This window comes from Streptomyces sp. HUAS YS2 (assembly GCF_033343995.1).
Classification (GTDB): domain Bacteria; phylum Actinomycetota; class Actinomycetes; order Streptomycetales; family Streptomycetaceae; genus Streptomyces; species Streptomyces solicathayae.
Window position 1 is genome coordinate 7,521,623 of the sequence record NZ_CP137573.1, and the last position, 12,847, is coordinate 7,534,469.

The 12,847-nt window shown below is 72.1% G+C and carries 10 protein-coding genes; 7 read left to right on the forward strand and 3 right to left on the reverse strand.

Going from position 1 to position 12,847, the window contains the following annotated elements; genetic code table 11:
- Positions 1-10: 10 nt before the first annotated feature.
- A complete protein-coding gene (locus R2D22_RS34355) occupies positions 11-1,159 on the reverse strand; it encodes an FAD-dependent monooxygenase (protein ID WP_318109116.1) in 1,149 nt (382 codons plus the stop codon).
- A 130-nt stretch (positions 1,160-1,289) separates the two neighbouring features.
- Between R2D22_RS34355 and R2D22_RS34360 the strand changes: the two genes are divergently transcribed.
- The 5 genes from R2D22_RS34360 (at position 1,290) to R2D22_RS34380 (ending at position 6,487) form a co-directional block, all read left to right on the forward strand.
- Positions 1,290-2,021: a TetR family transcriptional regulator gene (locus R2D22_RS34360; protein WP_318109117.1), complete on the forward strand. Its 732-nt coding sequence runs from the start codon at positions 1,290-1,292 to the stop codon at positions 2,019-2,021.
- A gap of 284 nt (positions 2,022-2,305) precedes the next feature.
- Entirely contained in the window at positions 2,306-3,334 is a 1,029-nt protein-coding gene (tdh, locus tag R2D22_RS34365) for an L-threonine 3-dehydrogenase (RefSeq protein WP_318109119.1), read from the forward strand.
- A 47-nt stretch (positions 3,335-3,381) separates the two neighbouring features.
- Positions 3,382-4,581, forward strand: a complete 1,200-nt coding sequence (locus R2D22_RS34370; RefSeq protein ID WP_318109121.1) for a glycine C-acetyltransferase — start codon at positions 3,382-3,384, stop codon at positions 4,579-4,581.
- 53 nt (positions 4,582-4,634) lie between these two features.
- Entirely contained in the window at positions 4,635-5,543 is a 909-nt protein-coding gene (locus R2D22_RS34375) for a LysR family transcriptional regulator (RefSeq protein ID WP_318109122.1), read from the forward strand.
- A 53-nt stretch (positions 5,544-5,596) separates the two neighbouring features.
- Complete coding sequence (locus R2D22_RS34380; RefSeq protein WP_318109123.1) at positions 5,597-6,487, forward strand: proline iminopeptidase-family hydrolase; 891 nt, start codon at positions 5,597-5,599, stop codon at positions 6,485-6,487.
- Positions 6,488-6,500: 13 nt separating this feature from the next.
- Here R2D22_RS34380 and R2D22_RS34385 read toward each other — a convergent pair whose 3' ends face one another.
- The gene (locus tag R2D22_RS34385) at positions 6,501-8,303 is read right to left on the reverse strand and encodes a serine hydrolase domain-containing protein (RefSeq protein ID WP_318109124.1); all 1,803 of its coding nucleotides are present in this window, start codon (positions 8,301-8,303) and stop codon (positions 6,501-6,503) included.
- A gap of 171 nt (positions 8,304-8,474) precedes the next feature.
- Here R2D22_RS34385 and R2D22_RS34390 point away from each other — a divergent pair, with 171 nt between their 5' ends.
- Both R2D22_RS34390 and R2D22_RS34395 read left to right on the forward strand, forming a co-directional pair.
- Positions 8,475-9,584 carry an NAD(P)H-dependent flavin oxidoreductase gene (locus R2D22_RS34390; protein WP_318109125.1) on the forward strand — a complete coding sequence of 370 codons (1,110 nt, stop codon included), beginning with the start codon at positions 8,475-8,477 and terminating at the stop codon, positions 9,582-9,584.
- Positions 9,581-11,158 carry an acyl-CoA synthetase gene (locus R2D22_RS34395; protein ID WP_318109126.1) on the forward strand — a complete coding sequence of 526 codons (1,578 nt, stop codon included), beginning with the start codon at positions 9,581-9,583 and terminating at the stop codon, positions 11,156-11,158. The genes R2D22_RS34390 and R2D22_RS34395 overlap by 4 nt, the downstream gene beginning before the upstream one ends.
- Before the next feature lie 50 nt (positions 11,159-11,208).
- Here R2D22_RS34395 and R2D22_RS34400 read toward each other — a convergent pair whose 3' ends face one another.
- Entirely contained in the window at positions 11,209-12,729 is a 1,521-nt protein-coding gene (locus R2D22_RS34400; protein WP_318109127.1) for an APC family permease, read from the reverse strand.
- Between the last annotated feature and the right edge of the window lie 118 nt (positions 12,730-12,847).

Sequence of the window (12,847 nt, forward strand, 5' to 3'; positions counted from 1 at the left end):
GTGGCCTGTCTCAGGCGGCCACGGCCCGGGAGGTACGGAGCGCCGAGCCGGCCGCCCAGAGCCGGGCCCCGAAGTTCCGGACCGCCACCCCGCCGCGGGTCGCGGGGACCAGCAGGGACGCGACTCGGTGGACGTTCCGCTGCTTGGGGTCCACCAGCGCGCGATGCCGGGCCTCGTACGCGGCGAACGCGGCGGCGTGGTCTTCGGGCGTCGCGCCGAGACGCGCGGCGAGCGTGTGCGCCCCGGTCATGGCCAGCGAACTGCCGTCCCCGAACAGCGACACGGACGACGCCGCGTCCCCCACCAGGGTCACCCGCCCGCGCGACCAGCGCGGGATGCGGACCTGGCTCACCGCGTCGAACCAGAGGTCCGCCCCGGTCCGGGTCCGGTCGAGGAGTTCCGGCACCCGCCAGCCCGCGGTGTCCGCGTAGGCGGCGGTCAGCAGGTCCCGGTGCAGGGCGAGGTCCCGGGGCGAGAAGTCCGGTACGGCGGGGCCGCGGTAGGCGAAGAACGCCAGAGAACTGCCGCGGACCGGGTGGACGGCGACGAGCCGGCCGGGCGCGTTGTACAGGTCGACGGTCCGGGGATCGGCGGTCGGTTCGTCCAGCGGGAGCGTGGCGACGTACAGCCCGATGTGGTGCACGAACTCCGTCTCCGGGCCGAAGGCGAGCCGGCGCACCGTGGAGTGCAGGCCGTCGGCGCCGACGACCAGGTCGAAGCGGCGCGGCGCGCCGGTGCGGAAGGTCACATCGACGCCGTCCCCGTCCTGGACGAGCGTCTCGATCGAGTCGCCGAAGACGAACTCGGCGCGGTCGCGGGCGGCTTCGTACAGGAGCTCGGCGAGGTCGCCGCGCGGGATCTCGACCGATCCTCCGCCGCTCTGCAGAGCCTGCGCCGGCAGCGTGGTGACCGGACGGCCCGCCGCGTCGAGCAGGCGGAGCCGGCTCACCCGGGTGGCGGCCTCGCGCAGCCGGGGCAGCACCCCCATCCGCTCCGCGATCTCCAGCGCCGGTCCCGCCACGTCCACCGGACTGCCGCTGGACCGCGGCGTCGCCGCCCATTCGACGACCGTCGGACGGAAGCCGTGCTCCGCCAGTCGGTGCGCGAGAACCGGACCGGCGATGCCCGCCCCGGAGATCAGAACCGTCTTCCCGGTCATGAGACCCACCCCTCGTTCGTCGTGCATGCGTGGTCACGGCCGTGCCGCACCGAAGTGGACCCCTGACCGTCGGTCAGTGAAGACCGTAGCTCCCTGTCCATCGGTCAGGCAAGCGGATAGGGTGGCCCGCATGAGCGAGACGAAGGCGGTCGGGCCGGACGACGGCGACACCCGGGCGCGCATCCTGCGCGCGGCCGACGAGCGGTTCACCGCCCGCGGCTATCATGCGACCTCGGTGCGTGAGATCGCCGACCTGGTGGGCGTCACCAAGGCGGCCGTGCTCTACCACTTCCCGGAGAAGGCAGACATCCTCGGCGCCCTGGCCCAGCCGATGCTCGACGACCTGGAAGCGGCGCTCGACGGGGCCGCCGGGGCCGCGCCCGAACGGGTCCCGTGGGCGGCCGTGGAGGCCATGCTGGACGTCTGGCTGCGTCACCGCGATCTTCTCCGGCTCAACCTCCAGGACCTGGCCCTGGCCGCCCCCAGTCTGGTCTTCGACCGCTTCAAGTCGGCGATGCTCCGGGCGAACGCCCTGGTCGCGGGCCCGGACCCGGACTTCGCGGGCCAGGTGCGCGCCGCCCAGACCATCGCCGTGCTCGGCGACCCGGTGGTGCTCTTCGCCGACGCTCCCGTCGCCGAACTCCGCGCCGAGGTGCTCTCTGGGGTCCATCGCCTCCTCGGTGCCGACGCGCCCCGCCCCGCATCGCCCTCGCGCGGCCGGCCCGCCCTGATGGACGACGCCATGACCGAACGGGCCCGGAGCCTGCACGCGTCCGGGCGAGGTGCCGCCGAGATCGCCCGGGAACTCGGTGTCTCCCGGGCCACCGTCTACCGCCGTCTCGGACTGTCTCAAAAAGACTGAGACATTTGATGCGACGATTTATGAGACAGGTGGTCCCGTTGCGGGAGGAGTGTCGCCCCGCCCGCGACCCTGTGACGGCGGTGCCCGGACGCTGACGGACGCGCCCGTTCGGTTGACGCTCCGTACCCGCTCGCCTGGGGCGTGAAGCCCAGCTTGGGCCGCGCTTAAGAAAACCTCGATGGACCGGGAGCCCGACGTGAGGGAGATTTCTTCCAGGGATCTTGAGCGCGCAGCCGCGCCGGACCCCTTCTCTCACAGGGACTCGCACAACAGGAGCCATTGCATTGAAGGCGCTGGTCAAGCTGAAGGCGGAGCCGGGACTCTGGCTCACGGACGTGCCGGAGCCGGAGGCCGGCCCGGGTGACGTGCTCATCAAGGTCCTGCGGACCGGTATCTGCGGCACCGACCTGCACATCCGCTCCTGGGACGGCTGGGCGCAGAAGACCATCGCCACGCCGCTGACGCTCGGTCACGAGTTCGTCGGCGAGGTCGTCGAGGTCGGCAAGGACGTCGTCGACATCAACGTCGGCGACCGGGTCAGCGGCGAGGGCCACCTCGTCTGCGGCAAGTGCCGCAACTGTCTGGCCGGCCGCCGCCACCTCTGCCGCGCCACCATCGGCCTCGGCGTCGGCCGGGACGGCGCGTTCGCCGAGTACGTCGTGCTCCCCGCCTCCAACGTGTGGGTGCACCGCGTCCCCGTCGACCTGGACATCGCCGCGATCTTCGACCCCTTCGGCAACGCCGTGCACACCGCGCTGTCCTTCCCGCTCGTCGGTGAGGACGTGCTGGTCACCGGCGCGGGCCCGATCGGCATCATGGCCGCCGCCGTCGCCAAGCACGCCGGCGCCCGGCACGTCGTGATCACCGACGTCAGCGAGGAGCGTCTGGACCTGGCCCGCAAGGCCGGCGTCTCGCTCGCGCTCAACGTCGCCGAACAGTCGATCGCCGACGGCCAGCGCATCCTCGGTCTCAAGGAGGGCTTCGACGTCGGGCTGGAGATGTCCGGCAACCCGCGCGCGATGCGTGACATGGTCGCCAACATGACCAACGGCGGCAAGATCGCGATGCTCGGTCTGCCCGCCGAGGACTTCGCCGTCGACTGGGCGAAGATCGTCACCTCGATGATCACGATCAAGGGCATCTACGGCCGCGAGATGTTCGAGACCTGGTACGCGATGTCGGTCCTCCTGGAGGGCGGCCTCGACCTCGCCCCCGTCATCACCGGCCGCTACGCCTGCACCGACTTCGAGGCGGCCTTCGACGACGCCGCGTCCGGCAAGGGCGGCAAGGTCATCCTCGACTGGACCGTCTGATCCCCCTGTCCGGCCCCTCTCGTCCGATCTCCTCCAAGGAACCCACCATGTTCGACTCCGTACGTGACGACCTCCGTACCACCCTCGACGAGATCCGCGCCGCCGGGCTCCACAAGCCCGAGCGCGTCATCGGCACCCCGCAGTCCGCCACCGTCGCCGTCACCGCCGGCGGCCGCCCCGGCGAGGTGCTCAACTTCTGCGCCAACAACTACCTCGGCCTCGCCGACCACCCCGAGGTCATCGCCGCCGCCCACGAGGCGCTGGACCGCTGGGGCTACGGCATGGCCTCGGTCCGCTTCATCTGCGGCACGCAGGAGGTGCACAAGGAGCTCGAGGCCCGGATCTCGAACTTCCTCGGCCAGGAGGACACGATCCTCTACTCCTCCTGCTTCGACGCCAACGGCGGCGTGTTCGAGACGATCCTCGGCCCCGAGGACGCCGTCATCTCCGACGCCCTCAACCACGCCTCGATCATCGACGGCATCCGACTCTCCAAGGCCCGCCGCTTCCGCTACGCCAACCGCGACATGGCCGACCTGGAGCGGCAGCTCAAGGAGGCCGGTGAGGGCGGCGCCCGGCGCAAGCTGATCGTCACCGACGGCGTGTTCTCGATGGACGGCTACGTCGCCCCGCTCGCCGAGATCTGCGACCTGGCCGAGCGCTACGACGCCATGGTCATGGTCGACGACTCGCACGCCGTCGGCTTCGTCGGCCCCGGCGGCCGCGGCACCCCCGAGCTGCACGGCGTGATGGACCGCGTCGACATCATCACCGGCACCCTCGGCAAGGCCCTCGGCGGTGCGTCCGGCGGCTACGTGGCGGCCCGCGCCGAGATCGTCGCCCTGCTGCGCCAGCGCTCGCGTCCGTACCTGTTCTCCAACACCCTCGCCCCGGTGATCGCCGCGGCCTCCCTCAAGGTCCTGGACCTGCTGGAGTCGGCCGGTGACCTGCGCGAGCGGCTCAACGCGAACACCGCGCTGTTCCGCTCCCGCATGACCGAGGAGGGCTTCGACATCCTCCCCGGCGACCACGCGATCGCCCCCGTCATGATCGGCGACGCCGCCGAGGCCGGGCGGATGGCCGAGCTGCTCCTGGAGCGCGGCGTGTACGTGATCGGCTTCTCGTACCCTGTCGTCCCGCAGGGCCAGGCGCGCATCCGCGTCCAGCTCTCGGCCGCGCACTCCACCGAGGACGTGAACCGCGCCGTCGACGCCTTCGTCGCCGCCCGCGCGGAACTGCAGGGCTGACGTAGGGAACTCCGACGTCGGGAGCAGGTCTCGCGGCCTGCGAGACTGGAGACATGATCGAAGCGCGGCGGCTGCACATCCTCCGGGCGGTGGCCGACCACCGCACCGTGACGGCGGCGGCCGCCGCGCTGTATCTGACGCCCTCCGCGGTGTCCCAGCAGCTCGCCGCGCTGGAGCAGGAGACCGGGCACCGGCTCGTCGAGCGCAGCGCGCGCGGGGCCCGGCTCACCCCGGCAGGGGAGATCCTGCTGAGCCACGCCAACGCCGTGCTCGCCCAGCTGGAGCGCGCCGAGTCCGAGCTCGCCGCGTACGGCTCCGGCGAGGCCGGCACGGTCACGGTGGCGGCCTTCGCCACCGGCATCGGCCTGGTCGTCGCCCCGGCGATCTCCGAGCTGGCCCGCACCTCACCCGGCATCCGGGTCCGGGTCCGGGACGCGGAGGGCGACGCGAGCCTGCTGATGGTCCTGGACCGGCAGGTCGACGTCGCGGTCGCGGTCGAGTACCGCGGCGCACCCGGCGAGGACGACGCCCGGCTCACCCGGCTGCCGCTGTACGCGGAGCCGTTCGACGCGGTCCTGCCGCTCACCCACCGGCTGGCGGACGGCGAGCGGGTGGCCCTGGCCGACCTGGCGAAGGACCCCTGGATCGGCCAGTCCGCGGGCAACCCCTGCCACGACGTGACCGTCCTGGCCTGCGAGTACGCCGGCTTCGAGCCACGGCTCGACCACTCGTCGGACGACTTCCGGGCTGTCGTCGCCCTTGCCGCGGCGGACGCCGGTGTGGCGCTCGTCCCGCGCTCCGCACTGCGCGGGACCGACCTCGCCGGCGTGGTGATCCGGCCCGTGGACGGCGTCGCCCCCACCCGCCGCGTCTTCGCCGCCGTTCGCCGCGGCTCCGAGGACCACCCCCTGATCGCCCCCGTCCTCGCCGCCCTCCGCGCGGCCGCGGAGCCGCGCGCCTGAGGGCCTGCCGCACCCATGATGGAAGGGGGTGCGATCCCACCAGGAGGTGCGCCATGGCCGTCACCGAGGGGTACGTGCCGTTCCGCGGTTTCCGGACCTGGTACCAGGTCGTGGGGGATCTCGGCCGCCGGGACAGGAGGCTGCCGCTGCTCGTGGTGAACGGCGGACCGGGCCTTCCCCATGACTACATGCAGGACCTGGCCGTGCTGGCCGAGGAGGGTGGGCGCCCGGTCGTCTTCTACGACCAGTTCGGCTGCGGCCGGTCCACGCACCAGGACGCTCCGGCCCTGTGGGTGATGGACACGTTCGTCGACGAGGTCGCCGCCGTCCGCGAGGCGCTCGGACTCGACCCGGTCCACATCCTCGGTCACTCCTGGGGCAGCCAGGTGGCGCTCGAGTACCTGCTGGGCAGGCCGTCCGGGGTGGTCACCGCGATCCTGGCCGGGCCCATCGTGAGCGCGCCCGCCTACGCGGCGGAGGCGCGCCGGCTCAAGGCGTCGCTGCCCGCGGAGACCCAGGAGATCATCGACCGGTACGAGTCGGGGGACGGCACCGTCGAGGAGGCGGCCTACCAGGAGGCCACCATGGCCTACTACCGGCGGTGGGCGTGTCGCCTCGACCCGTGGCCCCCGCACCTGCTGCGCGCGTTCGGGGCCTGGCGCGAGGACATCTACGCGACCATGTGGGGTCCGGAGTGGAACGTCAACGGGAACCTGAAGGACTGGGACGTCACGGACCGGCTGGGCGAGCTGGACCTGCCGGTGCTCGTGACCTCCGGCCGGTACGACCTCACGACCGAGACCGTCGTCCGGCCCCTCGTCGAGGGCGTCCGGGGTGCCGAGTGGGTGCTCTTCGAGAAGAGCGCCCACCTCCCCTCGATCGAGGAACCGGAGCACTACCGCCAGGTCGTGGAGGGCTTCCTGTCCGAACTGGAGGCGGACTGAGGGCCCGCGCGCCTCAGTCGGCCGACGCCTCCCAGCCCGTCGCCTCGATCCGCGCCGCGTCCGACGGCCGGGCGTCGTCGAAGAGCGGGCGGTCCGCGGCGTCGACGACGCGCGGCCGCTCCACGTACACCCCGCGCCCCACGTAGCGCTGGTCGGTCGTGTAGCGCCAGCGCAGGCGGACGGCGGAGGGGGCCCAGGCCGACAGGTCGGCCGTCGCCGTGTGCCAGACCCGGCCCGACCAGCCGCCGACCGAACCGCCCGGACGTTCCACGGGCGGTCCGCCCGCTCGTGCGGTGGCGAACGGCACCGCCGTCCAGGTCGCGCCGTCGTCCGCCGAGGCCTCCAGGAACGCGGCGTCCGCGCCCGGTTCGGTGTCCCACCACAGCCCGCACTCCATGCGCGCCGCGCCCTTCACCGCGGGCAGCGTGAGCGTGGCGGTCGCGGCGCTCGCCATCCCTGCGAACCAGGCGGTCCCCCCGCGCGCCGGGCGGACGGGGACGGCGCGGGCCAGGGCGTTCGCCGTCGCGACCCGGGGCGCGGAGCCGGAGCGCCAGGTGCGCACCGGGTGGACGGAGTTGCCGAGCACGACGAGGAACGAGTCCGTGGTCGGGTCGAGGACGAGGCTGGTGCCGGTGAAGCCGGTGTGCCCGGCCGTGTGCGGGGTGGCCATGGCACCCATGTACCAGTGCTGGTTGAGCTCGAAGCCGAGGCCGTGCTCGTCACCCGGGAACGCGGTGTTGAAGTCGGTGAACATCAGCGCGACCGACTCGGCCGAGAGGATGCGGGCGGCGCCGTACGCCCCGCCGTTGAGGAGGGTGCGGGCGAGTACGGCGAGGTCCCAGGCGCAGGAGAAGACGCCCGCGTGCCCGGCGACACCGCCGAGGCTGTACGCGTTCTCGTCGTGGACCTCGCCGTGGACCATGCCGCGGTCCAGGCCGGACCAGGGCAGCCGGGCGTCCTCGGTGGCAGCGATCTTCGGCCGCCAGGAGGCCGGCGGGTTGAAGCGCGTGCGGTGCATCCCGAGCGGAGCGGTGATCTCGTCCCGGAGCAGGGTGTCCAGAGCGCGGCCGGTGATCTCCTCCAGGATCAGCTGGAGCGAGATCAGGTTCAGGTCGGAGTAGAGGTACTTCGTCCCGGGAGGGCTCGCCGGCGCCTCGTTCCACAGCAGCCGCAGCTTCCCCTCCCGGGTGGGCTCCTTGTAGAGCGGGATCCAGGCGCGGAACCCGGAGGTGTGGGTGAGCAGCTGACGTACCGTGACGTCCTGCTTCCCGCCGCCGCCGAACTCCGGCAGGTACGCCGCGACCCGCTCCTCCAGCACCAGCACACCGCGCTCGATCTGCTGGACCGCCAGGATCGAGGTGAAGAGCTTGGAGACGGAGGCCAGGTCGAACACCGTGTCCTCGGCCATCGCGATGCGTCGCTCCGGCGGGAGTTCGACGCCGGTGTCGGTCTTCTCGTCGTACGCCGAGTAGCGCACCGCGCTGCCGATCGGCCGGTGCAGCGCGACGGTGCCGCCGCGCCCGGCGAGCAGCACCGCGCCCGCGTACCAGGGGTGCTTGGGGGAGGGGCCGAGGAACGCCTCGGCGTCGGTGACCAGCTGGTCGAGGTACGCGGGCAGCAGCCCGGCCCGCTCGGCGGAGCCGCGGCGCAGGGTGGTGCGCCGACTCCCGCCGGCGTCCGGCGCGGCGTGCTCCCGCGGCCCCGGGCTCGCGGCCGCCCCCGGGATCGAGCCGACCATCACCGCACCTCCCAGAGCGAGCAGCCCGCCGCCGAAAGCCCGGCGGCTGACTCCCCGGCCTGCCGAATCCTCCGTCATCCCCTACCCTCCCACGCATCGTTGAAAGAAACCTTCGGTCACACCCGTAGCGACTGAAACTTTCTTACCGGGCCGGCGGGGCGTCAAGGAAGCGGGCGGCACGGCAAAGAATCTGACGCTGCATCAGAAAAGCTCTTCCCTCGGCCGAGTCGCTGCGGCATCCTGCCGCTCATGAAGACGGAGCTGAGCCAAAAACTGGGGATCGAGCACGCCATCTTCGGCTTCACGCCCTTCCCCGCGGTGGCAGCCGCCATCACCAGAGCCGGCGGATTCGGCGTCCTCGGCGCCGTCCGCTACACGGCCCCCGACGACCTCGCCCGCGACCTCGACTGGATGCAGGAGCACACCGACGGCCTCCCCTACGGCCTCGACGTCGTGATGCCCGCCAAGAAGGTGGAGGGGGTGAGCGAGGCCGACGTCGAGGCCATGATCCCCGAGGGGCACCGGGAGTTCGTCCGCGAGACCCTCGCCAAGCACGGCGTACCCGAACTCGCCGAGGGCGAGGCCTCCGGCTGGCGGATCACCGGCTGGATGGAGCAGGTCGCCCGCAACCAGCTCGACGTCGCCTTCGACTACCCGATCAAACTTCTCGCCAACGCCCTCGGCTCGCCGCCCGCCGACGTCGTCGCCCGGGCCCACGACCACGGCGTGCTCGTCGCCGCGCTGGCCGGCAGCGCCCGGCACGCCCGGCACCACGCCGAGGCCGGCATCGACGTCGTCGTCGCCCAGGGCTACGAGGCCGGCGGCCACACCGGCGAGATCGCCTCCATGGTCCTCACCCCCGAGGTCGCCGAGGCCGTCGCCCCGCTGCCCGTCCTCGCCGCCGGCGGCATCGGCAGCGGCGAGCAGATCGCCGCCGGGCTCGCCCTCGGCGCGCAGGGCGTCTGGCTCGGCTCCCTCTGGCTCACCGCCACCGAGGCCGACCTCCACTCCCGTGCGCTGACCGCCAAACTGCTCGCGGCCGGCTCCGGCGACACCGTCCGCTCCCGCGCCCTGACCGGCAAGCCCGCCCGCCAGCTGCGCACCGAGTGGACCGACGCCTGGGACGACCCGGCCGGCCCCGGAACCCTGCCCATGCCGCTGCAGGGCCTGCTCGTCGCCGAGGCGGTCTCCCGGATCCAGAAGTACGAGGTGGCGCCGCTGCTCGGCACACCCGTCGGCCAGATCGTCGGCCGGATGAACTCCGAGCGCAGCGTCCAGCAGATCTTCGACGAGCTCACCCGGGGCTTCGAGAAGGCCGTCGACCGTATCAACCGCATCGCCGGAAGGAGCGGGCAGTGAGCGACAAGCCCTGGGGGTCCCCCCGGACGAAGTCTGGGGGAGGGTTCTGGGCGCAGGCCGCCGCCGACCCCGAGCGGACCGTGCTGATCGCGCCCGACGGCGAGGAGTGGTCCGCCGGACGGCTGCACGCCGACGCCAACCGCCTCGTCCACGGTCTGCGCGCGGCCGGTCTGGAACGCGGTGACGTCTTCGCCGTCGTCCTGCCCAACGGCGTCGAGTTCCTCACCGCGTATCTCGCCGCCACCCAGGCCGGGTTCTACCTGGTGCCCGTCAACCACCACCTGGTGGGCCCCGAGATCGCCTGGATCGTCGCCGACTCGGGCGCCAAGGTGCTGCTCGCGCACGAGCGGTTCGCCGACGCGGCGACCGCCGCGGCCGACGAGGCCGGACTGCCCGTGACCCACCGGTACGGCGTCGGCGACGTGCCCGGCTTCCGCCCGTACGCCGAGCTCCTCGACGGTCAGCCGGAGTCCGCGCCGGACGGGCGCACGCTCGGCTGGGTCATGAACTACACCTCGGGCACCACCGGCCGGCCGCGCGGCATCCGCCGCCCGCTGCCCGGCAAGCTCCCCGAGGAGACCTACCTCGGCGGCTTCCTCGGCATCTTCGGCATCCGGCCCTTCGACGGCAACGTCCACCTGGTCTGCTCGCCGCTCTACCACACGGCCGTGCTGCAGTTCGCCGCCGCGTCGCTGCACATCGGGCACCCGCTGGTCCTCATGGACAAGTGGACACCCGAGGAGATGCTGCGACTCATCGACGCGCACGCCTGCACGCACACCCACATGGTCCCGACCCAGTTCCACCGGCTGCTCTCGCTGTCCGAGGAGGTGCGCGCCCGGTACGACGTCTCGTCGATGCGGCACGCCATCCACGGGGCGGCGCCCTGCCCCGACCACGTCAAGCGCGCGATGATCGAGTGGTGGGGTCACTGCGTCGAGGAGTACTACGCGGCCAGCGAGGGCGGCGGCGCGTTCGCGACCGCCGAGGACTGGCTGAAGAAGCCCGGCACGGTCGGCAAGGCCTGGCCGATCAGCGAGCTCGCGGTCTTCGACGACGACGGCAACCGGCTCGCACCGGGCGAACTCGGCACCGTCTACATGAAGATGTCGACCGGCGGTTTCGCCTACCACAAGGACGAGGCGAAGACCGCGAAGAACCGCATCGGCGACTTCTTCACGGTCGGTGACCTCGGCGTCCTCGACGAGGACGGCTACCTGTTCCTCCGCGACCGCAAGATCGACATGATCATCTCGGGCGGCGTCAACATCTACCCCGCCGAGATAGAGGCCGCCCTCCTCGCCCACCCTGCCGTCGCCGACGCCGCCGCCTTCGGCATCCCGCACGCCGACTGGGGCGAGGAGGTCAAGGCCGTCGTCGAACCCGCGGAGGGGCACGAGCCGGGCGACGCGCTCGCCGCCGAGATCCTGGCGCACTGCGAGGCCCGCCTCGCCGGCTACAAGCGCCCACGGAGCCTCGACTTCATCGCGACGATGCCCCGCGACCCCAACGGCAAGCTCTACAAGCGCCGGCTGCGCGACCCGTACTGGGAGGGCCACGACCGCCCGCTCTAGCCGGTGCCGGGACGGCGTTCCGCAGCTCTCGTTCCCGGACGGCCGACACCTCAGGACTCGTGGCCGTGGCCGTGGCCGTGGGAGTGGCCGGGGACGAGGTCGGGGTCGGCCACGCCGGGGCGCTCCTGCCAGAACGCCGGCGCCCACAGGCGTCGCGCGAACATGGCCAGGACGCCGGCGAGCGAGATGCTGATGCCGATGACGAGAGGGGGTCCGAGGCCGAACCACGAGGTGCCGCTGTACGAGTTCTCCGGGTCGGACATGTCCATGACCGACCGCACCAGCAGCCAGGTCAGCAGACCTGCGCCGACCAGCGGCCCGACGCCGATCAGCAGGAAGTTGTGCACGCTCTCCAGGAGATGACGGCGGTAGTAGACGACGCAGGCCAGGCCGGTGAGCGCGTAGTAGAAGGAGATCAGCAGCGACAGCGCGGTCAGCGAGTCGAAGAGGGCGTTGTCGCTGATCCGGCTGACCACGAGGTACCAGGCGATGGCGATGCCGGCGACCCACCACGTACTCACGTCCGGGGTGCGGTGGCGCGGGCTGATGTGGGCGTAGTGCTCGGGCAGCGCACGGCGGCGGGCCATGGACAGTGCGGTCCGCGACGCGGGGATGATCGTGGTCTGGGTGGAGGCGATGGCGGACGTGGAGACCGCCAGCAGCAGCACCCAGTCCCAGCCGCCCAGCACGTCCGTGGCGAGCTGGGCGAAGATGAACTCCTCTTCGTCGGCGTTCTCGGCCAGGAACGCCGGGCCCGCGTAGGCCACCACCGCGAAGGCCACGGACACGTAGCTGACCAGGAGGATGACGGTGGACCAGAGCCCTGCCTTGCCCGGGGCGGTCGCGGAGTCCTCGACCTCCTCGGTCAGGTTGACCGCGGATTCCCACCCCCAGTACGCGAACACGCCGAGGAGCAGTCCCCCGGTCAGCGCCGCACCGCCCGCCCCGAAGGGGTTCAGCCAGCTGAAGGCCGGATCGATCTCGTCGTACTTGCTGGTCCCGTCGTAGACCTTGTACAGAGCCACGGCCACGAAGACGAGCAGGCAGGCGACCTGCGCCAGGATGAGCACGTTCTGAACATGGGCCGACAGCTCGGTGCCGATGACGCACACGGCCGTCATCACCAGGATGAGCAGCACCGTGAGCAACTGGCGTACGAAAGTGTTGTCCACCCAGCTGTCGAGGCCGAAGGCGAGCAGCGCGAAGCTCACGGCCACATCGGCGAGCGAGCCGACGACCAGGACTCCGGTCATCGCGATGGCCCAGCCGCCCAGCCAGCCGGCCCAGGGGCCCATGGCGCGGGTGACCCAGGAGAAGGTCGTGCCGCAGTCCTGGTCGACCCGGTTCAGGTAGTAGAAGGCCGAGGCGATCAGCAGCATCGGCACGAAGGACGCCAGCATCACGCCCGGCGCGTAGATCCCCACGAGTGCCACGACGGGGCCGATGATGGCCGCGAGGGAGTAGGCGGGGGAGGTGGAGTTGAGCCCGATGACCAGGGCGTCGACAAATCCGATCGCGTCGGGCTTCAGCCCCACGGGTCGCCCGGCGGGCGCGGCATCCTCGGCCGTCATGTTCCCTCGTTCCCGTCGGGCCGGAAAGAGCGGCGAGACGTCTGCCGTCATCGTAGGAAGGGTGGACCGGACACGCATGTGCAGCGGGCACCCGGGTGAGCAGGACCTCGCGGCGGTG